This window comes from Ciceribacter sichuanensis (genome assembly GCF_024055605.1).
Lineage (GTDB): Bacteria > Pseudomonadota > Alphaproteobacteria > Rhizobiales > Rhizobiaceae > Allorhizobium > Allorhizobium sichuanense.
Genome location: NZ_JAMXLX010000008.1, coordinates 72,553 through 96,005, shown reverse-complemented (window position 1 = coordinate 96,005; position 23,453 = coordinate 72,553). Strand labels below are relative to the sequence as shown.

At 62.1% G+C, this 23,453-nt stretch carries 25 protein-coding genes; 16 read left to right on the top strand and 9 right to left on the bottom strand.

Annotated elements, in window-relative coordinates; translation table 11 throughout:
* The first annotated feature begins 111 nt into the window (after positions 1-111).
* The gene (locus NBH21_RS20975; RefSeq protein ID WP_250914929.1) at positions 112-1,620 is read left to right on the top strand and encodes a UbiD family decarboxylase; all 1,509 of its coding nucleotides are present in this window, start codon (positions 112-114) and stop codon (positions 1,618-1,620) included.
* Complete coding sequence (locus NBH21_RS20970; RefSeq protein WP_250914930.1) at positions 1,617-2,207, top strand: UbiX family flavin prenyltransferase; 591 nt, start codon at positions 1,617-1,619, stop codon at positions 2,205-2,207. Before NBH21_RS20975 ends, NBH21_RS20970 begins: the two co-directional genes overlap by 4 nt.
* Here the strand turns inward: NBH21_RS20970 and NBH21_RS20965 are convergent.
* The 3 genes from NBH21_RS20965 to NBH21_RS20955 are packed head-to-tail and all read right to left on the bottom strand — an operon-like array spanning position 2,204 to position 3,523.
* The gene (locus NBH21_RS20965) at positions 2,204-2,887 is read right to left on the bottom strand and encodes an NnrU family protein (RefSeq protein WP_250914931.1); all 684 of its coding nucleotides are present in this window, start codon (positions 2,885-2,887) and stop codon (positions 2,204-2,206) included. The two genes, NBH21_RS20970 and NBH21_RS20965, sit on opposite strands and share 4 nt — an antisense overlap.
* Positions 2,884-3,357, bottom strand: a complete 474-nt coding sequence (locus tag NBH21_RS20960) for a hemerythrin domain-containing protein (protein ID WP_250914932.1) — start codon at positions 3,355-3,357, stop codon at positions 2,884-2,886. Before NBH21_RS20960 ends, NBH21_RS20965 begins: the two co-directional genes overlap by 4 nt.
* A 10-nt stretch (positions 3,358-3,367) precedes the next feature.
* Positions 3,368-3,523: a hypothetical protein gene (locus NBH21_RS20955; protein ID WP_099059362.1), complete on the bottom strand. Its 156-nt coding sequence runs from the start codon at positions 3,521-3,523 to the stop codon at positions 3,368-3,370.
* 100 nt (positions 3,524-3,623) lie between these two features.
* Between NBH21_RS20955 and NBH21_RS20950 the strand changes: the two genes are divergently transcribed.
* From NBH21_RS20950 to NBH21_RS20925, 6 genes are all read left to right on the top strand, one after another.
* Positions 3,624-4,190 (top strand): cytochrome c oxidase subunit 3, encoded by a 567-nt coding sequence (locus NBH21_RS20950; protein WP_250914933.1) that lies wholly within the window; start codon positions 3,624-3,626, stop codon positions 4,188-4,190.
* Positions 4,191-4,194: 4 nt separating this feature from the next.
* Positions 4,195-4,476 (top strand): cytochrome C oxidase subunit IV family protein, encoded by a 282-nt coding sequence (locus tag NBH21_RS20945; protein WP_250914934.1) that lies wholly within the window; start codon positions 4,195-4,197, stop codon positions 4,474-4,476.
* A gap of 162 nt (positions 4,477-4,638) precedes the next feature.
* Positions 4,639-5,091 carry a c-type cytochrome gene (locus NBH21_RS20940; protein WP_250914935.1) on the top strand — a complete coding sequence of 151 codons (453 nt, stop codon included), beginning with the start codon at positions 4,639-4,641 and terminating at the stop codon, positions 5,089-5,091.
* 28 nt (positions 5,092-5,119) lie between these two features.
* On the top strand, positions 5,120-6,466 hold the full coding sequence (locus tag NBH21_RS20935) for a nitric-oxide reductase large subunit (RefSeq protein ID WP_250914936.1): 1,347 nt from the start codon (positions 5,120-5,122) through the stop codon (positions 6,464-6,466).
* A gap of 72 nt (positions 6,467-6,538) precedes the next feature.
* Positions 6,539-7,345 carry a CbbQ/NirQ/NorQ/GpvN family protein gene (locus NBH21_RS20930; protein ID WP_250914937.1) on the top strand — a complete coding sequence of 269 codons (807 nt, stop codon included), beginning with the start codon at positions 6,539-6,541 and terminating at the stop codon, positions 7,343-7,345.
* A 10-nt stretch (positions 7,346-7,355) separates the two neighbouring features.
* On the top strand, positions 7,356-9,254 hold the full coding sequence (locus NBH21_RS20925) for a nitric oxide reductase activation protein NorD (RefSeq protein ID WP_250914938.1): 1,899 nt from the start codon (positions 7,356-7,358) through the stop codon (positions 9,252-9,254).
* A gap of 84 nt (positions 9,255-9,338) precedes the next feature.
* On the opposite strand, the gene hemN is transcribed toward NBH21_RS20925, so the two are convergent.
* Positions 9,339-10,691: an oxygen-independent coproporphyrinogen III oxidase gene (hemN, locus tag NBH21_RS20920; RefSeq protein WP_250914939.1), complete on the bottom strand. Its 1,353-nt coding sequence runs from the start codon at positions 10,689-10,691 to the stop codon at positions 9,339-9,341.
* Positions 10,692-10,909: 218 nt separating this feature from the next.
* On the opposite strand from hemN, the gene NBH21_RS20915 reads away from it, so the two are divergent.
* Genes NBH21_RS20915 through NBH21_RS20900 form a run of 4 tightly spaced genes read left to right on the top strand, consistent with a single transcriptional unit; the run spans position 10,910 to position 13,428 of the window.
* Complete coding sequence (locus NBH21_RS20915) at positions 10,910-11,191, top strand: DUF2249 domain-containing protein (RefSeq protein ID WP_099059354.1); 282 nt, start codon at positions 10,910-10,912, stop codon at positions 11,189-11,191.
* 34 nt (positions 11,192-11,225) lie between these two features.
* Entirely contained in the window at positions 11,226-12,578 is a 1,353-nt protein-coding gene (locus NBH21_RS20910; protein WP_250914940.1) for a hypothetical protein, read from the top strand.
* Positions 12,579-12,580: 2 nt separating this feature from the next.
* Complete coding sequence (locus NBH21_RS20905) at positions 12,581-13,102, top strand: DUF2249 domain-containing protein (protein ID WP_163905904.1); 522 nt, start codon at positions 12,581-12,583, stop codon at positions 13,100-13,102.
* Positions 13,103-13,107: 5 nt separating this feature from the next.
* A complete protein-coding gene (locus tag NBH21_RS20900; protein WP_250914941.1) occupies positions 13,108-13,428 on the top strand; it encodes a metal-sulfur cluster assembly factor in 321 nt (106 codons plus the stop codon).
* Between the two features lie 73 nt (positions 13,429-13,501).
* Here NBH21_RS20900 and NBH21_RS20895 read toward each other — a convergent pair whose 3' ends face one another.
* A complete protein-coding gene (locus NBH21_RS20895; RefSeq protein WP_250914942.1) occupies positions 13,502-14,710 on the bottom strand; it encodes an NnrS family protein in 1,209 nt (402 codons plus the stop codon).
* 251 nt (positions 14,711-14,961) lie between these two features.
* On the opposite strand from NBH21_RS20895, the gene nirK reads away from it, so the two are divergent.
* From nirK to NBH21_RS20875, 4 genes are all read left to right on the top strand, one after another.
* On the top strand, positions 14,962-16,104 hold the full coding sequence (gene nirK, locus NBH21_RS20890) for a copper-containing nitrite reductase (protein ID WP_163901662.1): 1,143 nt from the start codon (positions 14,962-14,964) through the stop codon (positions 16,102-16,104).
* 73 nt (positions 16,105-16,177) lie between these two features.
* Complete coding sequence (locus tag NBH21_RS20885; RefSeq protein WP_250914943.1) at positions 16,178-17,077, top strand: SUMF1/EgtB/PvdO family nonheme iron enzyme; 900 nt, start codon at positions 16,178-16,180, stop codon at positions 17,075-17,077.
* 97 nt (positions 17,078-17,174) lie between these two features.
* A complete protein-coding gene (locus tag NBH21_RS20880; protein WP_163901660.1) occupies positions 17,175-17,870 on the top strand; it encodes a Crp/Fnr family transcriptional regulator in 696 nt (231 codons plus the stop codon).
* 149 nt (positions 17,871-18,019) lie between these two features.
* Entirely contained in the window at positions 18,020-18,457 is a 438-nt protein-coding gene (locus tag NBH21_RS20875; protein ID WP_425314401.1) for a pseudoazurin, read from the top strand.
* Between the two features lie 118 nt (positions 18,458-18,575).
* On the opposite strand, the gene NBH21_RS20870 is transcribed toward NBH21_RS20875, so the two are convergent.
* The 4 genes from NBH21_RS20870 to pbpC form a co-directional block, all read right to left on the bottom strand.
* A complete protein-coding gene (locus NBH21_RS20870; RefSeq protein ID WP_250914944.1) occupies positions 18,576-19,202 on the bottom strand; it encodes an exopolysaccharide biosynthesis protein in 627 nt (208 codons plus the stop codon).
* Between the two features lie 207 nt (positions 19,203-19,409).
* Positions 19,410-20,507, bottom strand: a complete 1,098-nt coding sequence (locus tag NBH21_RS20865; RefSeq protein ID WP_250914945.1) for a DUF475 domain-containing protein — start codon at positions 20,505-20,507, stop codon at positions 19,410-19,412.
* Positions 20,508-20,843: 336 nt separating this feature from the next.
* Positions 20,844-21,263 (bottom strand): OsmC family protein, encoded by a 420-nt coding sequence (locus tag NBH21_RS20860; protein WP_250914946.1) that lies wholly within the window; start codon positions 21,261-21,263, stop codon positions 20,844-20,846.
* A 91-nt stretch (positions 21,264-21,354) separates the two neighbouring features.
* Positions 21,355-23,445: a penicillin-binding protein 1C gene (gene pbpC / locus NBH21_RS20855; protein WP_250914947.1), complete on the bottom strand. Its 2,091-nt coding sequence runs from the start codon at positions 23,443-23,445 to the stop codon at positions 21,355-21,357.
* Positions 23,446-23,453: the final 8 nt, after the last annotated feature.

Genomic DNA, 23,453 nt, shown 5'->3' with positions numbered 1-23,453 from the left:
GGGCCTCGGTCTCTCGGGGACAGCTATCGGATCGCAAGCTAGCCGTAGCGACGGGCAACGGGTTTGAGCTATCGCAAAGACGGGGAGATTTTGCCGGGCCACACATTTGACATGACAAGCCCTCCCTCTCCGCCCCGCCGCTATGACAGCCTCCAGCATTTCGCCGCCGAGCTTGAGCGAACCGGGCGGCTCAAGCGGATTTCCCGTCCTGTCTCGCTGGTGCATGAAGTCACGGAAATCCATCGCCGCGTGCTGGCAGACGATGGGCCGGCGCTGCTCTTCGAAAAGCCGGTGAATGCTGCGGGCGAGGTGGTGCCCGTGCCGCTGCTTGCCAATCTTTTCGGGACACGCGAGCGCATTGAGTGGGGTTTCGGCCTGGCCAGCGGCCGGATCGGCGACCTTGCCGCTCTTCTTGGGGAATTGCGGGAGCCAAGGCCGCCGGCCTCGTTTCGGGAAGCGCTTGGCAAGCTGCCGTTGGTGCATTCAGCACTTTCGCTCGGGGTGCGCCGGGTTTCGCGCGCGGCCTGCCAGGATGTGGTCTGGCAAGGCGATGATCTCGATCTTGGGCGGTTGCCCATCCAGTGGTGCTGGCCGGGAGAACCTGCGCCACTCGTCAGCTGGCCGTTGGTGATTACCTGTTCGCCCGACGATCCCGATGACGTTAACGTCGGAATCTACCGCATGCAGGTGCTGGGCAGGGACCGCCTCATCATGCGCTGGCTCGCCCATCGGGGCGGCGCGAAACACCATCGCCAGTGGCAGAAGCTTGGGCGGGACATGCCTGTTGCCGTGGTAATCGGCAGCGATCCCGCTACCATTCTTTCAGCGGTGATGCCGCTTCCGGAAGGCATGAGCGAGCTTGGTTTTGCCGGCGTCCTGAAGAGAAGACGCAGCCGGGTGGCGAAAGCCGTCAGCCAAGCGCTTCTCGTTCCGGCCAATGCCGAGATCGTGCTGGAGGGAACCGTTTCGATGACCGAGACGGCGGAGGAAGGGCCTTACGGGGATCACACCGGCTATTACAACTCCGTCGAGCGTTTTCCGGTGATGACGCTTTCGGCAATCACCATGCGGGAGAACCCCTTCTACCTCTCGACCTATACCGGCCGTCCGCCGGACGAGCCTTCGAAGCTCGGCGAGGCTATGACCGAGCTCTTCATCCCGCTGGTGAAGAAGCAGTTTCCCGAAATCTCCGACCTCTGGTTGCCGCCGGAAGCCTGTTCCTATCGCGCGATGGTGGTGTCGATCGACAAGCGGTATCCGGGGCAGGCGAGGCGGGTGATGATGGGGCTTTGGTCCATGCTGCCGCAATTCAGCTATACGAAGCTCATCATCGCCGTCGATCCCGATGTCGATGTGCGAAACTGGGACGATGTTGTCTGGGCGCTCTCCACCCGCTTCGATGCGGGCAGGGATACCGTGCTGATCAACGACACGCCGATTGATTATCTCGACTTTGCCTCGCCGAAGCATGGTCTTGGCGCGAAACTCGGTCTCGACGCGACTGTCAAGATCGGTCCGGAGACCGACCGGGAGTGGGGCCGAGTCCTGAAGATGACGCCCGAGGTCGGGGCGAAGGTCGATGCCATCTGGCACGAACTCGGACTTGGAGATCCGGCATGACGGGCACCAGCAAACGGGTGGTGCTTGGAGTGTCCGGCGCTTCGGGGGCGGCGATTGCGCTGAGGATCGGCGAGCGGATTGCCGCGCTTGCCGGTGTCGAGCTGCATCTCGTCGTGACGCGTTCGGCGCTCAGGACCTTTACCCAGGAACTCGGCGCGGATGCCATCGGCCGGCTGGTCGGGCTCGCGGACCGCTATTACAAAATCGATGACATCGGTGCCGCCATCGCCAGCGGATCATTCCGCACCGCGGGCATGATCGTTGCGCCCTGCTCGATGAAGAGCCTTGCCGGGATCGCGACGGGGCTTTCCGACAATCTGCTGGTCCGGGCAGCCGATGTGCATTTGAAGGAACGGCGTCCGCTTGTCCTTCTAGCAAGGGAAACGCCGCTGCATCTCGGCCATCTGCGCAACATGACCGCCGTGACGGAAACGGGGGCCATCGTGATGCCGCCGGTGCCGGCCTTCTATCGCCGGCCGCAGACGCTGGACGATATCGTCGACCACATCGCCGCGCGCGCCATCGATCTTCTCAAGCTGACGGAAGAGCCGCTCGCCGTCGAATGGCGGGGAGAGCAGGGCAGTTAATACGAAAGCGCCGTTATCGGGTCTGCGCCGAAAAGCGCGGCGTGACCGCCCATCAGCAGCCAGATTGTGATGGCGGCCGTGATCGCCAGAGACAGGGCAAGCGGCGCATCGATGCGAAGACGGGCCTTGCCCTTGAACAGGCCGGCAAGGGGCGTCATCGGGTAACGGGCGGCAAGTGCCGGCCAGCCGGAGCCGATCCGCCGGCGGGCGCGCCGGTCGAGAATGAAAAGTCCGCCCACGGAGAACAGGCCGAGGCCGCCGAACAGTACGAGCGAGCGGAGGTCGCCGTTGACCACGAGGTGGCCGAGCGACCAGAGCGTGAAGCCCCATTGCACCGGATGGCGCGTGATCTCGACGATTGCGCCGGGCTCTTCGCCATGGCGAAAGCTGATCGAGAATGGATTGGTCGAGAGCAAGCCGGCGGTCACCAGAATGAGGCCGAGCGGGGCAAGCACAAGCGTCACGATCGCCTGCCAGCCGGCCGGTGCCCAGAGTTCGATATAATCGGTGTTCAGTGCGGCATGGAAAAGCCAGGCGAGCACGATAACCGAAACCAGAGAGTAAAGGCTGAGGTAGGTCCTGCGTCCAAGCAGAGCGATTGCACCGGCGCGGACCGGTGGCAGTGCCGGGATCGAGTGCAATGCCAGAAAGGCGACAAGCGCCATAAGAAGCTGGCTCACATCAGGATCTCCCGCCCCTCCGCCTCGGCGACGCACAATGCCTCGATCATCAGCTTCTCGGCAGCGACGTGCCGGCGGATGCACTCGAAGAAGCCGCGAAGCATGTAGCCTACCGTGTCGAAAGACAGGCGGCAACGACCTTCGATCATCGCTTTCAGCGTCAGGGAAATCTCTTCGGCCGCAAGCCCGTCGCAGCGGTGCTCGCCCTTCAGTCGCTCGATCATCATCGCGGCGAAACACGACCCGGCGCTTCGGTCGAAATCGGGGAAAAGAACCCGTTCTTCCAGTTGCTGCGTCTGCCGGAGCAGCGGCGTGGCCGACTGCGCCACCTCGCGGCAAAGGTCCTCGTTGATGTCGAAAGGCAGCGAGTCCGCAATCTCTTCGAGCTTGAGACAAAGGGTAAGCAAAGCATCGTGGTTCCTGCCGAGGGCGGCAAGATCCTGTGCATTGAGTGGTGATCGGGACGTCATCTCCGCCTCCTCATTGTCCGACGAACAGGATGGCCGCGATGGCGACGGAGGCGAGCACCGCCGAGATGGTACCGCCGCGCTGAAGCACACCCATCCTGTGCAGGGTGACGGCGAAGCCGACGATAACGGGTGTCACCACGGCAAGTCCGATCTGTGCGTCTGTCATAAGCAGAATCTCCTTCGATGCTGCAGACTATGCCCGCCAACTGCGCGCTTCTTTGTGTTTGCTCAAAGAGGCCGGCGATGGTGGCGGCTAGAAAAGCGCCATGAACGCAAGCGCCAGATCACCGAACCAGTCCGTCACGAGTGTCGCCGAAGAGGAGGGCGATACGCTTCTCCTCTGGATACTCGTATGGAGCGAACTCGTCGCCTTCGGCATCCTGCTTGCCGGGTTCCTTGTAATGTCTGTACTGGAACCGGAGCGTTTCGCAGTAGCGCGGCACTATCTCAATCCGGGGCTCGCGGCGTTCAATACGGTCATTTTGCTCTCCAGCGGATGGCAGGCGGCGCTCGCCGCCCGTAGGGCTGCATCCATCATGGAGGTCCGTCGCTCACTGTGTTTTGCCGCGGCTCTCGGCTTTGCCTTCATGGCGATCAAGCTTGCCGAATATGCCGGCGAGATCGGGCATGCGGGGGAACAGGCGCTGAGCGGCTTCTTCGAGATCTACTTCCTCATCACGGGCTTCCATCTGCTGCACGTCGTCTTCGGCTCGGTCATCCTCCTCATTGTCGCGTGGCGGCCGGCACGGCAGAACGTGTTGCTGATCACCACGCTCTGGCATGTGATCGATCTCGTCTGGATCGTCATGTTTCCCATTCTCTATCTGGCATGATGCGATGACCGACGCTTCCTGGGGGAAATTGTTCGGCAACTTCGCGACGCTGATGGTGTTCTCTTCCGGCGGGGCTGCGCTCGCGGCGCTCAGCGGGGGTCTTCTGGTGCCAATCGCGGCGGTCCTGCTGATCGCCGTGGCGAAGACGCGTCTCGTTATTCTGGATTTCATGGGGCTCCGCTCCCAGGGGCGCGGCATGCGTCTGGCGCTCCTTTCATGGCCGGTGCTTTTCCTCCTCGCGGCGTTCGCGCGGTCGGCTGCGTTCGCCTTGTTCGTCGTCGCCTGAGCGGATCGTTCGCTTGTTTGCAGAAGCGCAAAGAAGGCTTTCTCCCTGCCGCTAGAAAGGGAGCGTCCCGCAGCCTGCGCGTCCTGATCATCGCGCGGGCTGCGGGCGGGGATTTCAACAGGCCGGCGGGTACTGACCGCGGGCGAAAGAAAGGACCAGGGGATGGCAGAGCGCCTGACCAAGACAGGGGCCCGCAATGTCTTTTACGGCGGGTCCATCTTCTTCTTCACGATCTTCGTTGGGCTTACAGCCCACAGTCATTACTACATGCGTACCACGTCCACGGACGAGACGACGCTGACCGACAGCGTCGCCCGGGGCAAGCATGTCTGGGAGAAGAACTCCTGCATCAATTGTCACACCCTGCTGGGTGAGGGCGCCTATTTCGCGCCGGAACTCGGCAATGTCTGGAAGCGCTGGGGTGGTGACACCGATCCCGAAGGTGCGCGCGAGACGCTGAAATCATGGATGGCGGCCCAACCCTCCGGCATCGAGGGACGGCGGCAGATGCCGCAGTTCAACCTGACGGAACAGGAACTCAATGATCTTTCCGATTTCCTCGAATGGACGAGCCGGATCAAGACGCAGAACTGGCCGCCGAATGACGCCGGCTGAGCAACGTCGATCCAAGGAGAACCTACTCATGAAGTACCAGACACAGAAGGTCGCGATGCTGTATTTCTACGGCGCGCTCGGCCTGTTTCTCGCTCAGGTCCTGTTCGGCGTGCTCGCCGGCACGATCTATGTCCTTCCCAATACGCTTTCCGAGCTGCTGCCCTTCAACATCGTCCGGATGATCCATACCAACGCACTGATCGTCTGGCTGCTGATGGGCTTCATGGGCGCCACCTATTATCTCCTGCCGGAAGAGGCGGAGACGGAACTCTACAGTCCGAAAATCGCCATCGCGCAGTTCTGGCTCTTTCTCGTGGCGGCGGCAATCGCCGTGGTCGGCTATCTCTTCCATATCCATGAGGGGCGCGAGTTCCTCGAACAGCCCTTCGCCATCAAGGTCGGCATCGTGATCGTCTGCCTGATGTTCCTGTTCAATATCACGCTGACGGTGCTGAAGGGCCGCAAGACGGTCGTCACCAACATCCTGATCTTCGGTCTCTGGGGTGTGGCGATCTTCTTCCTTTTCGCCTTCTACAATCCGGCGAACCTCGCGCTCGACAAGATGTACTGGTGGTACGTCGTCCATCTGTGGGTCGAGGGCGTTTGGGAACTGATTATGGCCTCCGTGCTCGCCTTCCTGATGATCAAGCTCAACGGCATCGACCGTGAAGTGGTCGAGAAGTGGCTCTATGTCATCGTCGGTCTGGCGCTGTTCTCCGGCATTCTCGGAACGGGCCACCATTACTACTGGATCGGCGCTCCGGGCTACTGGCAGTGGATCGGCTCGCTGTTCTCCACGCTTGAAGTCGCTCCGTTCTTCACCATGGTCATCTTCACCTTCGTCATGACCTGGAAGGCCGGCCGCAAGCATCCGAACCGGGCGGCGCTGCTCTGGTCTATCGGCTGCTCGGTCATGGCTTTCTTCGGCGCGGGCGTCTGGGGCTTCCTGCACACGCTGTCGTCGGTCAACTATTATACCCACGGCACGCAGGTCACCGCGGCCCATGGCCACCTCGCCTTCTTCGGCGCCTATGTGATGCTGAACCTTGCCGTCATGGCCTATGCGGTTCCCGAGATCCGCGGACGCCAGCCCTATAACCAGTGGCTTTCCATCGCAAGCTTCTGGGCCATGTGCACGGCAATGTCGGTCATGACCTTCGCGCTCACCTTCGCGGGCGTGCTGCAGGTGCATCTGCAGCGGGTTCTCGGCGAAAGCTACATGGCCGTGCAGGACCAGCTCGCCTTGTTCTACTGGATCCGCCTCGGCTCTGGCGTCGTCGTGCTTGTCTCTGCACTGATGTTTATCTGGTCGATCCTGGTGCCCGGCAAGGAGCGCGAGCCCGCCTTCGGCGGCATCGTGGAACCGGCTGAGTAACGAAAACGGCCGTCTTCTCCTTTCGGGGGCGGCGGCCGCATCAAACGTCCTTGCCCGAAAGGAAAACACCCCATGAACCTGATGCTCACCAATCCGCCTTCGCCCGACATCCCGGCCTATTCTCCGGCGGGCAACGAATGCGCGCTTTTCGAGACCGCCTGGACGCGCCAGCTGCCGCTGCTGCTCAAGGGGCCGACCGGATGCGGCAAGACCCGTTTCGTCAGCCACATGGCGGCCCGACTCGGCCTGCCGCTTTCGACGGTTTCCTGCCATGACGACCTTGCCGCCGCCGACCTGACCGGCCGCTACCTGCTCAAGGGCGGCGATACGGTGTGGGTGGACGGGCCGCTGACACGCGCCGTGCGCGAGGGCGGGATCTGCTATCTGGACGAGGTGGTGGAAGCCCGCAAGGACGTGGCCGTTGTACTCCATCCTCTCACCGACGACCGGCGCATCCTGCCGCTCGAACGCACCGGCGAACAGCTCGAAGCGCCGCCGGGCTTCATGCTCGTCGTTTCCTACAATCCCGGTTACCAGAACCTCCTGAAGACGCTGAAGCCCTCCACCCGCCAGCGCTTCGTCGCCATCGAATTCGATTTCCTTCCGAAGGATCGCGAGATCGAGGTCGTATCCTCCGAGAGCGGACTTGGCCCCGGAGAGGTTGCCCCGCTGGTCGAACTGGCGCGGCGGTTGAGGGTGCTCAAGGGCCACGACATCGAAGAGGGCGTATCGACCCGTCTCCTCGTCTATTGCGCCAGCCTGATCGATGCCGGCCTTTCACCGCGCGATGCCGTCCGCTCGACCATGATCGAGCCTTTGACCGACGAGCCGGATGTGCGGGCTGCACTGATCGAACTATCGCAGGCGGTTATCCGCTAGGAGACGAGCGATGCTGGACTTCCTCGAGCTTGAAGAAACCGTGGGGCGTGCCTGGCATAACATTGCCGGTAATACCCGGACATGGCCGCGCTATCCGCAGGCTGCCATATCGCTGGAGGAGATCCAGCCGATGCTGGCCGTCTGCTTTCGCGGGTTCGGCGGCGAGCGCACGGTGCAGGTGGCGCCGGCCCGCGGACGAACCTCCGGTCATCGGCTGAAGTTTCGCCAGCGTCTGGGTCTTGGAGAGGAAAAGCTGGTGCAGCCCGGCCGCGACCACGCCACGCTCATGCTTCCCCCGGTGATCGATCTGATGCCGGAGGCCGATCTGAACCGCGATCTTTATGTCTGGCTGGCTGCGATGATGGCGGTGATGCCGCTGGAACCGGTGCCGGATGCCGATCCCCTGCGGCGGGATCTTTCTGTGCTTGAGCAGGCGCGGGTGACGGTGGAAGATGTCATCGCAGCCTTTCCCGGCATGGCGGATCGGTATGCCCGTTTATGCCTAGCGCTCCTTGCCGAACGCCGGCGGGGCAAGCTGCCGCGCATCGAGCAGATGGTGGAGGAACGCATCGTCGATCTTCTGCGCAAGGGGGCGGGCCTCGCTTCGCTGCATCCGCCCGTGATCCTGCCGGCGAAGGCGCCGCCCGGATACCTGCCGATGCTGCCGGTGCCGCTCTGGCCGGATGCGTTGCTGCGCGAAGAAAGTGCCCTCCGCGAGGTGGAGGATCGGCCGGCTGCGGGCGGCGACAGGCAGGCCATGGCTGCGGGTCGGCACATCGCGACACGGGAGAAGACCGATGGTCGCGACAAGGATCGCAGCCCGTTCATCCTCAACCGGTTCGAAAAGATCCTGGCGATGGCGGAAATGGTCAATGTCGACCGCCCCGGCGACGACAGCGACGATCACGATGCAGCGGCGGCGGAAGAGCTTGACGACATGACGCTCGGCGAACGGAAGGGCCGGCCATCCGCCCGTTTCCGTTTCGATCTCGATCTGCCGCCCGAAGCGCTGGACCGCACGCCATTGACGGCCGAGCTTTCCTATCCGGAATGGGACTACAGGCAGGGCGTCTATCTCAAGGATTATTGCCGGGTGCTTGCAACACCCGCGCCGGAAGAGGGAGCTTCTCTGGCGACGGATGCGGCGATGAAGGGCCTGATGCGCCGGGTGCGGCGGCAGTTCGAAGTGCTGCGCCCGAAGCACGAAATGCTCCGTGCCCAGCTCGATGGCGTCGATCTCGACCTCGATGCCGTCGTGCGCAGCCGCAGTGATCTTGCCGCTGGCGGAGAGGGCAGCGACCGCATCCATCTGATGAGCCGGCCGCAGGCCCATGATCTCGCCGTGACGCTGCTTGTCGACGTTTCTCTCTCGACGGATGCATGGTTCGACGACCGTCGCGTGCTCGATGTGGAGAAGGAGGCTCTGCTCGTGCTGGCCAATGGCCTTGCCGCCTGCGGCGACAATCATTCGATCCTGACGTTCACCTCCCGGCGCAGGTCGTGGGTCCGCGTCGAAACCGTGAAGGACTTCGGCGAGAAGATGGGACCGGCAATCGAACGGCGTATCGGCGCGCTGAAGCCCGGCTACTATACCCGGATCGGGGCGGCGATCCGTCATGCCTCTGCGGGGCTCGCAAAGCAGCCGAACCAGCGGCAGCTGCTATTGGTACTGACGGACGGAAAGCCGAACGACGTCGATCACTATGAGGGCCGTTTTGCGCTGGAGGACAGCCGCCGCGCGGTGATGGAAGCCAGACGCAAGGGTATCCGGGTGTTCGGCGTGACGGTCGACCGCGATGCCAAATCCTATGTGCCGGCGATCTTCGGCCAACACGGTTATGCGATCGTCTCCAATATCGCGAAATTGCCGGCAGCCCTGCCGGCGATCTATCGCAGCCTTGCGGGTTAGGCGGTCCGCGAGGCGCGGAAAAGGCCCGGCATCGGGGTGTTGCCGGGCCTTTTCTCATTCAAGTGTGTTTGACGAGTTGGGGTTTCAGGCGGCTCTCGAATGGGTGCGGCCGGCTTCGCCGAGATAGGCGTCGAAGCTTGCGGCGACAACGCGGATCACGAAGCGATAGTCGCTGCTTACGCGAATGATGCCATCTCCGATCTCGATGATGCCGTCACTGGCCAGTCTCTCGATCATCGTATTGCCTTCCGTCAGCAGGCCGGTGTCAAAGCCGTGGCGGCGGGCGAGGCCGTCGAGATCAGCCTCGAAATCACACATCAGGCGTTCGATCACGTCGGCGCGAAGCCGATCCTCCCTCGTCAGCCGGTAACCCTTCGAGGTGGCAAGCTGTCCCGAGGCGATCCGTTGGGCATACTGGCCGATGGCGACTTCGTTCTGCACATAACCTTCCGCGGTCCTGCCGATGGCGGATGCGCCGAAGCCGATGAGCGTGCGGCAGGCGTCTGTCGTGTAGCCCTGAAAATTGCGATGCAGGCGCCCGTTTTCAGCGGCAAGGCTGAGTTCGTCTTCGGGACGTGCAAAATGATCGAGGCCGATGCGCCGGTAGCCGGCCGCAACAAGCGTTTCGGCGATGGCCTCCGCCTGGGCATGACGCTCAGTGGTATCGGGGAGGGTCTGTTCGTCGATCAGTCGCTGATGTTTCTTGAAAGAAGGAATATGAGCATAGCCGAAGACCGCGAAACGATCCGGCTGCATGGCGATCGCCGTTCGGGTGGTCTCGATGCAGGAGGCGACGGTCTGGTGGGGCAGGCCGTAGATCAGATCGAAGTTGATGCTGTCGATGCCGGATCCGCGAAGCCTATCCGTAGCCCATGCCGTCTGCTCCGCGGTCTGTATGCGGTTGATGGCCTTCTGCACGACCCGGTCGAAGCTCTGGACCCCGAGGCTTGCGCGGGTAACGCCGGCTTCGGCGAGTGCGCCGATCATGTCGCCGGTCAAGGTGCGTGGATCGATCTCGACGGCGATGTCCACGCCGGGCATTACGTCGAGCCTTTTCTGCATGAAGGCGGAGAGGTCGAGGAATTCCTTGGGCTTCATGATCGTGGGCGTGCCGCCGCCGAAATGGATGTTGCGTACCTTCAGCGGCTTGCCGGCCGTCTTTGCGACGATGGATATCTCGCGCTTGAGCACGTCGAGATAGTCGAGGATCGGCTCGTCCTTGAGGGTGATCGAGGTATGACAGCCGCAATACCAGCACATCGACCGGCAGAACGGGATGTGAAGATAGAGCGATACTGGCTCGCCCGCCGGGATCTGGGTGAGCCAGTCGCTATAGGTGCCGGCGCCGATGGAGGGGGAAAAACGCGGCGCGGTTGGATAGCTGGTGTAGCGGGGCAGGCGGGCTTCGCCGTATTTTTCGACGATATCAAGGGACATGGGGCGGCACTCCGTTCGAAACTGCCAGGAGCCTAGATCGCGGTCCGCTTTTGCTCTTTGCCAAATCCCAAGCAACGGAGCGAAAGCTGGATGATGTTCTCGATATTATTTGCGCAGCGACAAGTTCTCATCGCTCCCTTGGGGCTAGGTTTCGCTCGCAGGCCGGAGCCCGGGCCTCACAAAGACGACTTCGGGCCGATGAAGGACAAGAACGACCCATGAACCAGACCACGCAAGAAAAGCCCTCGATCGATGTTCGCACCGTGCCGCCGGCCGAGCGGCATCCCCGCATCTTCGGCATGCTCAATGCACTGCTTCCCGGTGGGGCCATGCTGATCACGAGCGATCACGATCCGCGACCGCTGCACTATCAGCTCGAGATGCATTTCTCCGGCATGTTCGGCTGGGAATATCTCGAGCAGGGTCCGGACGTCTGGCGCGTCGAAATCGAGAGGCTGCAGAACAGCGGCTGCGACTGCTGCTGCGGCGCGGATCATTGAGGCGCGTAGTTTCTCGCTGAGTGAGGTGATCGATATGCCGGGAGCAAGCCTTTCCCGCTGGACCATGAGCTATTTCGCCGCCGCCTGTCTTCTCCTGCTTGCGGGAGAGGGCTTGCTGGCGGTGGGTTATGGCAATCCGGTTGCCGGCATTTCCGGCGGCGATGTGCTGGCCGTCGTTCATCTGATTACCGCCGGATGGCTTGGTCTCCTGATGTCGGGAGCCCTGCTGCAGTTCGTGCCGGTGCTCGCGGCAAAGCCGCTGCGGGCTGGGAGGCTGGCGCTTCCGGCCCTCGTTGCGATCCTTGCCGGCGAAGTCGGGCTGGTGTCCGGCTTCGCCCTTATTGCCTCGGGCATGGCGGTGTCGGAGCATCTTCTGGCCTGTGGAGCATTGCTTCTGGCGGTGGGTTACCTCGGCGTGGCCGTTATGGTGGCACGTACATTTCTCGACGCCCGGCCCCTGCCGCTGGCGGGGCGTTTCGTGGCGCTCGGTATCGTCGGCCTGATCGGCACGCTGTGTCTCGGCGTCTTCATGGCGTTCGGACTGTCGGGATTGCTGCCGGGGGAACTTCTGGCGCTCGTGACCGATATTCTGCCTTTGCACGTGATTTTCGGGATTGGCGGCTGGCTGACGCTCTCGGCGCTCGGCGTGAGCTACAAGCTGTTGCCGATGTTCCTGCTTGCGAGCGAGCCTTCCGGCCGCCGGCCCAATACGGTTCTGCTAGGCGGGGCTTCCGTCCTTGTGCTTCTCGTCTTATTGGTGCTGTTGACCGTGTTCGATGTCAGCGGCGTGTTTGCCGCCCTGTTGCTCGGGATCGTTACGGGCATCGGCCTCCTTCTTTACGGTCTCGACCTCTCGGCGATCCTGAAGGCTCGGCGGCGTCGGGAGATGGAGTTGAACAGCATTGGGAGCCTTGCGGCTTTCCTCTGGCTTTTTATCGCATTCGTCTGGCTGGCGGTGGCGTTTCTCCTTGACCGGCTTGAAGAGCAGATGCCGGCCATCGTCTATCTTGCCGGCTTCGGCTGGCTGACCGGTCTCGGTCTCGCCCAGCTCTACAAGATCGTGCCGTTTCTCACCTGGCTTGAATGCTATGGCCCGGTGCTGGGACGCGTTCCCACGCCGCGGGTTCAGGATATCGTGCGCGAGCAGCGTGCCCGACTGTGGTTTCTGGCCTTTCATGCGGGCGTGACGACCGCCACGCTTGCCCTCATGATTGGTCACTCCTTCCTTTTTCGCGTGGGCGTTGTTCTGCAGTTCGGAGCAACTCTTGCGCTGGTCCTTGAATTCTTGCGCGCAAGACGTCTTGCAGATGTCGATGCCGACTTGCGCTTGCCGAAAGGCACCATCCGCCCCTATCTCTTTCTGCCATCCCCCGACCTCAGGAGGTAATGATGACACGACCATACAAGGAACTCGATGTGCGCCCCATACTGCGCAATGGAGGTGAGCCGTTTCAGGCCATCATGGAGGCTGTGCAATCGCTCGCGCCGGGTGAAGGGCTGCGACTGCTGGCGACTTTCAAGCCTGAGCCGCTGTTTCGCGTGATGGGCAAGCGCGGCTTCGGCCATGAAGTCTCGCAGATCGGCGGAGGTGACTGGCAGGTGCTCTTCACGCCTGAGGCCGGCGGTCCTGCTGACATTTCCGCATCGGCCAGCGGAAACGACGCCGCTGCATGGGCCGAGCCGGTGTTTCATCTCGACCTCACCGATCTTGATCCGCCGGAACCGATGACGCGCATTCTGGCGAGGATCGAACTCATGGATCCCGGCGAGGTTCTTTTTGCCCTTCTTTCACGGGAGCCGGTTTTTCTCATGCCGGAACTGGAGAAGCGCGGGCATCAATGGGTCGGCAATTTCGATGAAGGTGGCTCTGCCTATCGGATGCTGATACGTGTCGGTGAGGCCCGGGAGTAACTGACGTGAGCGACGATGCTGTGAGTGCCCTCGTGGCGCGTATCTATGACGCGCTGAGTGGTATCCTTGATCCCGAAATTGGCGGAAACATCGTCGATCTCGGGCTGATTTATGAAGTCACGGTAGACACCGACGGTGTCGTCGCGATTGCCATGACAACGACCTCGCGCGGTTGCCCGGCTGCGGGTTTCCTGAGGGACGCGGTCGAGGCGAGCGTGGTTGGGGTCGACGGGGTGAGCCGGGTGGCTGTCGAGTTGGTTTACGAGCCGCGCTGGACGCCGGACAGGATCCGCGCCTCCGCGCTGACGGTCGTCAGCCGGCATTGAGCAGAGGCATTGCAGGTTCATGAACGAAAACGCCCGGTCTGTGAACCGGGCGTTTTCGTTTATCCTGCTGCTGTCAGCCGCGGCGAACGCGGGCGAGCATCGGACCGTATTCCGCAAGGAAGAGGCCGAAGGCGGTCAGCCATGCCAAACCGGCAAGACTGTAAAGCGTCATGGCCTGGTCAGGCAGAATGTCGGCAAGCGGTCTGAGGATCGCGGCCATGAGGATTGCGGCATAGGAAACGTTGGTAAGCCATGAGGACGCCAGTTGCCTGCCGGTGTGGCCGCGAGTGGCGCGGGTCATCACCGCCAGCATCATCGCCGTCATCGCCCCGACTGTCATGACATGCATGATCGCGGTATCGCCGAGGCCGATGCGGTCACCGAGCGCGATTGCCGCAAATCCCAGCGGCAGGAAAGCGTAGGCGACATGCAGGATGAAGAGCAGCTTTTCCGGCCACACCGCCAGACCGCGCCAACGCCTCAGCCTTGCTGCATGGGCGATGCCGGCGATCGCGGCAAGCGCAAGCGTTGCCGGCTCATTTGGGCGAAGGCTCCAGCAGGCCAGCGCCAGCGCGCCGATTATAATGACCGCTGTGTCGAAGCGTCCGTAAGATGCCGGAAAACGCGTCTCACCCTTCTGGTTCAGCCAGTTGCGGCTGAAGCTCGGAATGATGCGACCGCCGATGATCATGATGAGGACGAGATAGGCTGAAACCGCCAGTCTCTCGACCATACCGCCGTGCTCTCCGGCCAGCGTGTCCAGATGGAAACCGATATTGGCGAGCGACAGCACGGTCAGAACGCCGAGCACCTTCAGATCCTTCCACTTGCGTCCGGTGATGATTTCCCGGGAGCAAATGAAGAGCAGAACCGGAAGGAAAAGGCTCTCGATGGCGACCGAGGGCACAATGCCGATCAGGTCCGGCCAGAGCATCAGCAGGCGGCCTGCCACCCAGAGCGCGAACAAGCCGGCGAGCGGCAGTCCCGAAACCGGCAGTCGGCCGGTCCAGTTGGGAACTGCGGTCAGAAGAAATCCAGCGACCACGGCAGAGGAAAAGCCGAACAGCATTTCATGGGCATGCCAGTGATGAGCGCCGTAAGAGCCGCCGACTTCGACAATTCCGGCCAGCGCCGCGATCCAGAGGATCATGGCCGTCATGGCGACGATTGCCGCGCCGAGAAAGAAGGGGCGAAAGCCATAGGAAAACAGGACCGGTCCTGTTTTGGACAGTCCGCGTGGAATTCCGCCCGCCGGGCGGCTCGTCTGTTGGCTGGTGTTCATGGAGCGTCTCCGACTGCTTGATAAACCGCAATCGTTTTAGAAAGAAACTTTTTGCCGCTCTTTGTGCATTCGCAAGCAAATGGCTGCGCGGTTCTTCTTCTGATCTTTGTCATTTCATGACCTGCCAAAATGACGCAGTGAAAACCCCCGTCGAAGAAGTTTGTTCTGGCACAAATTACCTTTTACGATCGGGAGTAGAACTCTTGTCAACGGACGATATCCGCTCCGCTCTACCACAAGGAGACATTCCGATGACTGAGCAGTTTCAGGTAACCCGCCGCACAATCCTGGCCGGCGTGGCCTTTGCCGGCGCCCTGGCGCCGATCATCAATACTTCCGAGGCCCGCGCCGAAGGAGGTGGCATCAAGACCAATGCGGCAGCAACCGCTGCCGACATCGCCAAGCTTCCCCGGGAAAAGGTCGAACTGGTCAAACCTCCGTTCGTCCACGCCCACACGCAGAAGGCCGAAGGCGGTCCGAAGGTCGTCGAGTTCACTTTGACGATCAAGGAACAGAAGATGATCCTGGACGATGCGGGCACGGAAGTGCACGCCATGACCTTCAACGGTTCGGTTCCCGGCCCTTTGATGGTGGTGCACGAGGGAGATTATGTCGAGCTGACTTTGATCAACCCGGACACCAATACGCTGCAGCACAACATCGACTTCCATGCTGCAACCGGTGCACTGGGCGGCGGCGCGCTGACGTTGGTCAATCCCGGAGAGCAGACGGTGCTCCGCTTCAAGGCCACCAAGGCCGGCGTCTTCGTCTACCACTGCGCACCTCCCGGAATGGTTCCGTGGCACGTTACCTCGGGCATGAACGGCGCGATCATGGTGCTGCCGCGTGACGGCCTGAAGGATGCCAAGGGCAACGACCTGACCTATGACAAGATCTACTATGTCGGCGAACAGGACTTCTACGTTCCCAAGGACGAGAACGGCAACTTCAAGAAATACGAGAGCGCCGGCGATGCCTATGCCGATACGTTGGAGGTCATGCGGTCGCTCACTCCGAGCCACATCGTCTTCAACGGTGCGGTTGGCGCGCTCACGGGCCAGAACGCCATGAAGGCAGAGGTCGGCGACCGGGTCCTGATTGTCCATTCGCAGGCCAACCGCGATACCCGTCCGCACCTGATCGGCGGGCATGGCGATTATGTCTGGGCTAACGGCAAGTTCCACAACGCGCCGGACACCGACCAGGAAACCTGGTTCATCCCCGGAGGTGCCGCAGGCGCTGCCTACTACACCTTCCATCAGCCGGGCATATATGCCTACGTTAACCACAACCTGATCGAGGCCTTCGAGCTTGGCGCCGCCGCCCACTTCACTGTCACCGGTGAATGGAACGACGACCTGATGACCTCGGTACTGGCGCCGAGCGCAAGCTGAATGACAGAGGATCCGCGTCTGCCGCAAGCGGGCGCGGATCCGCCACGTCCATCGCGGCCTTGGGGAGGTCGTCATGCTTTCCGTTCATGCAAATCGTTCCGTTTCCGCCCTGTCGCTGATGCTGCCGGGGGTGCTGCTGCTTGGCCTTGCGGGGGCGCTTGCCCTACGCACCGGTATCGTGCCTCAGCCCGGCGTGGTTTCGGTGGCATCGCCGGAGACCGTTCTCATCGAGCCGCGGGCCTTCAGCTACCGGCAGGCGGGCGAGTTCTTCAAAGCAGGATTTGCCGTCGATGCCCCGATGCTGGAACGGGAAGCTGCCCAGGCTTTAACGATCACCAGATACCAGATTTCTGCCGCCGAATATGACCGTTGTGTCGCGGACGGAGCATGTCCGGCGCGGGAATCGAAGATGCCCTCTTCTTCCGACATGCCCGCGACCGGCGTCAGCTATGACGATGCGACCGGCTATGCGGTCTGGCTCAGCCAGCACAGCGATGCCGTGTGGTCGTTGCCGAGCGACGAGCAGCTTGCTTTCGCTGCAGGCTCAAAATTTCCAGACGATGCGCTTGGCGTCGATCCCGACAGCAAGAACCCTGCGCTCAGATGGCTGGCCGACTATCAGCGTGAAGCCGCCCGCAAGGCATCGCGGGAGCCCGCTCCGCAACCCTTCGGATATTTCGGCGAGAACGAATATGGACTTGCTGATTTCGCCGGCAATGTCTGGGAATGGACGACCACTTGCAACCGCCGCGTCAACCTCGGGGCCTCGGGCGAGGTCATCGACAGCGTCGAAAGCTGCGGCATCTATATCGCCACCGGCAAGCATCGTGCGCCGCTCAGCGCCTTCGTGCGTGAGCCGAAGGGTGGCGGATGCTCGGTGGGTACACCCCCCGATAATGTCGGCTTCCGTCTTGTGCGGGACGAACGCTGGATTGCGCGCCTCTTTTTTACCTTCCGCCAGGCAAGGCTCTAGTCTAAAGGAATCGATGATGTTGCATTTGCGGATACAGGGCGTGCGCACGCGCGCACCCTGTTCGTAACGTTCGATGCCGGAGGAAAGGGTTGCGGGAGTGAAGATTGACCGGACCGTCGTGAAGACGCTCCCGTTGTTCGATCGCATGAGCGACGAAGAGCTGGACAGGCTGCTCTCATACGCGACTTCGCGTCGTGTGCCGCAGGGCGAAGCCGTGTTCGAACAGGGACAGCCGGCAATCAGTTTCTTCCTTCTCCTCCATGGACGTCTCAAGGTCACTCAGGTGACGGAGGACGGGCAGCAGATCATCGTGCGTGTCGTCCATCCCGGAGATCTCTTCGGTTTTGCCAAGGCGCTGCAGCGGACGGATTATCCCGGTACCGCGATTGCCGCGGCCGAGAGCGTGACGCTGTGCTGGCCGACCGATCTCTGGCCGAATTTCGTCGAGCATAATCCCCGCCTCGCTGTCAGCGCCATGCAGACCATCGGCCAGCGGTTGGAGGAGGCTCATACCCGCATTCGGGAGATGTCGACCCAGGAAGTGGAGCGTCGCGTCGCCCATGCGGTGCTGCGTCTGGCGCGCAAGGCCGGGCGAAAGGAAGCTGGCGGCATCCGCATCGACTTCCCGATTTCCCGGCAGGACATTGCCGAAATGACCGGTACCACGCTGCACACCGTCTCGCGCATTCTCAGCGCCTGGGAGTCGCGCGGCTTCGTCGAGGGCGGGCGCCAGAAGTTGCTGGTGATCGATCTTGAAGGCCTTGCCGAACTGGCGGACGGCGCTCGAGATTAATTTCCATCAGTATTGAACACGCCGGCTTCGCCGCTTCGCACAAATTGCGCTTTGCTATTTGTGCAATGACAAAGAAGGTGCGGGCTCACGGGCGTATCTCCTTGTTCAACAGGCCCGAGGGGCCTCTTTCAAGGAGCAAGACAATGACCATGATGATGAAGCGTCTCGTTGCCGCCGCCGCGATCCTCGCCGCTTTTGCCGGCACTGCCGCTGCCGCAGATTACGAAGTTCATATGTTGAACAAGGGCAAGGACGGTGCGATGGTCTTCGAACCGGCAGGCATAAAGATCGCAGCAGGCGATACTGTGACCTTCATTCCGACCGACAAGGGCCATAATGCCGAGAGCATCAAGGGCATGATCCCGAATGGTGCCGCCGAGTTCAAGGGCAAGATGAGCGAGACGATCAAGGTGACCTTCGACGTGCCCGGCGTCTACGGTGTCAAGTGCGCACCGCATGTGGGCATGGGTATGGTCGGCGTGGTCGTCGTCAACGATCCGAGCGCGAACCTCGATGCCTTCAAGACCGTCAAGCTGCCGAAGAAGGCCCAGGAGCGTATCGACGCCGCACTTGCCAGCGTGCAGTAATATAGCTTACCACCGCGTCCTGCGGGACGTCCCAAGGGCCGCTCCTGCAAAGAGAGCGGCCCTTTGTCTTGTGAGCGCCGGCCTAGACGTATTCCAATGCTCGCTACCGGGAAACACGTCAGGATGCGATTGCCCAGCCCAGCGCCGAGGCCGCGCCCCAGATCAGCCCGCCGGACGTGCCGAGTGCGATTGCGGCAAGCACGATGCCGAACAGTGTCGCGAGGCCGTCTCTTTCCATGAGGCCAATGGCTATTACCACGAGTGCGCCCACCGGCAGGAAATTGCCGAAGGGAATGGGCAGGGCGATGGCCACGGCGAGAAGGAAGACCGGAACGCCGAGCAGCGTCTGTGCCCTGTGGCCGGTGAGCGCCCGCAACCGACCACGTTGCAACAGGGCCTCGACCCTGCGGACGAGGGGCGCGGTATGGCGGACAACGAGCGTCACGATGGATGCCGAGAGCTTTCGGTCAGCGAGTGCGCGCGGCAACCAGATGCGCCTGTAGCCGGCGATGATCTGCAGGGAAACGATGGCAAGGCAGGTGCCGAAGAACATGCCGAACGGTCCGGGGATCGGGGTTAGCGCCGGCAGGGAGAGGATGAGGATTGTGAAGGCGATGCTGGTCCGGCCCATGGCGTCCAGCAACTCTCCGAGCGAAAGCGTGCCTGCGCGGGTGGCGGTTTCGGCCAGGGCCTCGAGCTTGGCGGAGGTAATGCCGGCGCGTTGCTCTTCGGTTTCGTCCTTCACTCGGATCCTCTTTTCTGTTGGAAGCGATTTCCGCCATCACCCTTGGCACGGGCTGGCCGGACTGATGTAAGAACGCGGGCCGACGGGGCAAGGTTCGGCACAAAAAGGCCCATATTGCTTACGGCCGGGACTAGGTATTCCATTTCGTAATACGAAAAGAGCCGGCGCAAAGGCCGGCTCTTTCGTTTCCACCGTCAGTTTCTGAGGTCAGATGTTTTCAGCGATGGTTTCCCGGCTGTGCTGTAGTTCCTCTTCCCGTTCCCTGCGGTTGTAGCGGATCGAGGACCAGAGCGAGATGCCGATCAGGGCGGCGCCGCCAAGGCCGGTGATGACCTCGGGGATGTGTACCAGCGTCTGGCAGTACATGATCACCGAGAGGATCAGGATGGCGTAGAAGGCTCCGTGTTCCAGATAGCGGTATTCGGCGAGCGTTCCCTTATCGACCAGCATGATGGTCATCGAGCGAACGTACATTGCGCCGATGCCGAGGCCGATCGCGATGACGAACAGGTTCTGGCTGAGCGCGAATGCGCCGATGACGCCATCGAAGGAGAAGCTGGCGTCGAGCACTTCGAGATAGATGAAGGCGCCGAGGCCACCCTTGGCGGCCGCCGACATGGTCTTCTGCGACTGGTCGAGCAGGCCGCCCAGAACTTCCACCGCAAGGAAGGTCAGAAGGCCGTAGATCGCGGAATGCACGAAGGTATTGGCTTCCTCGCCTTCCAGCAGGTTGGAGAACAGGAGGATGAGGAGCAGCACGAAGGCGATCTCGATACCCTTAATCGAAGCGGAGCGCGCCATGTGCTTCTCAAGGAAGACGATCCAGTGCACTTCTTTTTCGTGGTCGAAGAAGTAGGTGAGGCCCACCATCATCAGGAAGGTACCGCCGAAGGCGGCAATGGGCAGATGCGCGTCGTTCATGATGCGCGCGTATTCAGCCGGTTCGCGCGCCGCAAGGAAGAGCGCCTCGATCGGGCCGATACCGGCGGCGATGACCACGATCAGCAGCGGGAAGACGATACGCATCCCGAACACGGCGATGATGATACCCCAGGTCAGGAAGCGATGCTGCCAGACGGGGGTCATGTCCTTAAGCTTGTTGGCATTGACGATGGCGTTGTCGAAGGAAAGCGAAATTTCCAGAACGGCAAGCACCGCGCAGATGAAGAAGACAGTCGCCATGCCGCCAAGCGTGCCGGTGGTCTGCCATCCGAGCCATGCACCGATCGCGAGGCCGGCGGCGGTGACGATAAAAGCCCATTTAAAGTAGGAAAGGGTTGGTTGTCCGGTCGAAGGCGTGCTCATTGGCGTGCCTCCGGAAGGTTGAATGCGAAAAGATACAGGAAATCGGCGTGCACGGCGTCGCATGCACGCGGGAGAGGCATGATCTGAAGAGTCATGTTTTTGAATCCGCCGGCTCATCTTGCTGGCGGTACCGACATCACGAGAGCGCCGTAAACTCTCGCCAGAGGGGCCCGGCACCAGAAGTTTGGTCCGCAACGCAAGGCACAAGGCGTTGCGCGACAAGCCGGTTTTATCTCAGCGTGACCATCCGTCAAGCCTTGAATCCGCCAACCCGCTGCTCAGGTAGGGTCGCGCGTGCAAGATTTCCAGTGCGGGCTTAATTTTTGTCAGAAACAATCAGTCGCCGAGTTCGATCGAGAATGCGGGGCTGCCTGCCAGCGTGTTGCTGACCGTGCAGATTTCCTCGGCCGCGTGGATGATCTTCAGGCGAGTGTCGGCTTCGACCTCGCCTGCAATGGTGATGCGGACATCGAAGCGCGTGACCCGTGAGGGGCCTTCATGGGCTTTCTCGCCTTTCACCTCGGCAGTGATGCCGGTGACCTTGTCCATGACATGCATCTGCGTTGCGGCGATGCGGGCGCTCATGGCGAGACAGGCGGCAAGCGATGCGTAAAGCAGGTCAACGGGGTTGAAGCCTGGCTGGCTGTGGCCGGTGACGATATCGATTTCGCCTCCGGTGGCCGATACGACATGAGGAAAGCCGCGATGGCCGAGCGTTGCCGTTGCGCCAGTCTGTCTCGTCTTCAGTTCCGTCATGGCCTCGATCCCTTTTCCTGTCCGTCATGGCTTACGCTTGTCCAGGCTGGCGGGCAAGTCGAGCATCTCTTTGACTTGATAAGCAACACGTTCAGGATCGCACGAAAAAGCCCACGGTTGCCGCGCGGCCAGCGGCGTCGATGACCGTCAGCGTCGAATAGCCGACACCTTCCGGTGTCCACTCAGTCGTGCGCCGGCGAGTGGGTTCGGAAAGCGGCTTGCCATTGGCAAGCCAGCGGAACGGCGCTCGCCCGGACTGCAGTTTTAGGGCAAGGGGCAGGGGCGCGCCATCTGGACCGATGCCGAGTTCGATCTGGGCGCCTTCCGGCGGATAGACGATCTGCGGCGGTTTTTCGCGCGTCGAGGCGGACAGGAGACCGCTCGGATCGAGCGAGAAGCGGCGCTGGCTGATCGGCAGCTCCGATTGGGCGATGCGGTTTGCGCCGCGCGGGGCGGAGGGAAGCGGAGTGCCTGACAGTCCCGATTTCGAAAAGGCTTCGAACAGAAGGGGAGCCGCCGTCGCATAACCGGAAATGCCTGCTACCGCGGCATTGTCGGGGCGGCCGATCCAGACGCCGAGGACATAACGGCCGTCGAAGCCTACAGACCAGGCGTCACGATAGCCATAGCTGGTGCCGGTCTTGTAGGCGATGCCGATGGTGGGGCTGCCGGATGGAGGCAGAACGCCCGAGAGGATGTCGGTGACATTCCATGCGGCGACGGGTTCGAACAGGGCGGCGGTGTTCTCTATCTCGCCGGGCTGGTCGTTGATACCGTCACCCAGCCGAACCGGCGTCCTGCGGTTGGCGAGGCCGGCATAGAGCTGGACGAGTTCCTTGAGCGTCAGGCCGGCGCCTCCGAGCGCGATGGCAAGTCCGGGTGCTTCCGCGGTCGGCAGGCGCGGACGCACCTCGGCGCGACGCAGCCTTACCATCAGCTTCGAAGGGCCGAGCGCATCGAGTAGCCGCACCGCTGGTACGTTCAGGGAGAGTTGCAGGGCCTGGCGGATGCTGACATCACCCTGATAGCTCATGTCGAAATTCTTCGGCCGATAACCGAAGAAGTCCGCCGGGCGATCCTCGACGATGGTTTCCTGTGCGACCAGTCCTTCCTCGAAGGCCAGTCCGTAGATGAACGGCTTCAGTGTCGAGCCGGGCGAGCGGCTGACGCGGGTCATGTCGATCCAGCCGGAGCGGGAGGCATCGAAATAATCGGCCGCGCCGATCTCGGCGACGATTTCCCCGGTCTCCGCATCGGCCATCAGCATGGCGAGCGACACCTTCGGATCGAGACGTTGGGAGGTTGCTCGCGCAACGGTTTCGAGCCGCTGCTGCACATCCCGGCGAAGCGTTGTCCGATATGTTGTTTCGGTCGGCGCCTTGCGTCTTGCTGCTTCCGCCAGATGGGCGGCGAGTGCCGGCAATTGCAGGCGTTTTTCCGGCAGGGGGGCGATTTCGGCGCGGGCGATCTCGCCGGATTCCAGCACGCCGGCGTTTTCCATCCGTTGCAGGACACGCTTGCGGGAGGCTTCGGCGTTTTCCCTGTAGCGGTCGGGGCGGCGTCGTTCCGGCAGTTGCGGCAGCGCGACCAGCAAGGCGGCTTCCGCCGTCGAGAGACGTTTCGGTTCCTTGCCGAAATAGGCAAGGCTTGCCGCCCGCACGCCCTCGAGATTGCCGCCATAGGGCGCGTGGGTGAGATAGAGGTCGAGGATCTCCGATTTTTCCAGCCGCCGTTCGATCTGCAGGGCGCGGGCAATCTGGATGAGCTTGGCCGTCAGCGACCGTTCGCGACGCGGCTCGATCAGGCGGGCGACCTGCATGCTGAGCGTCGAGCCGCCCGAAACGATGCGGCCATTGGTCAGCAATTGCCAACCGGCGCGGCCGAACGCCATGAGGTCGATACCGGAATGCTCGTAGAACCGCCGATCCTCATAGGCGACCAGCATTTTCACGAGTTGCGGATCTACATCGGCAGCCGTCGTCTTCAGACGCCACAGCCCGTCCTTCGTCGCGAAGGCACGCAGCAATTGCCCATCGGCGTCCAGCACTTCTGCCGAGACCGTGGCGGCCTCCGGCAATGGCGGCGGGAAGGCGCGATCGGCTGCGTCGAGGGCAAGGAGCGCCACGGTTGCTGCAACAGCAGCACCTGCAAGGCTCCAACCCGCGACGCGCAGCTTTCCCATCACCCTTT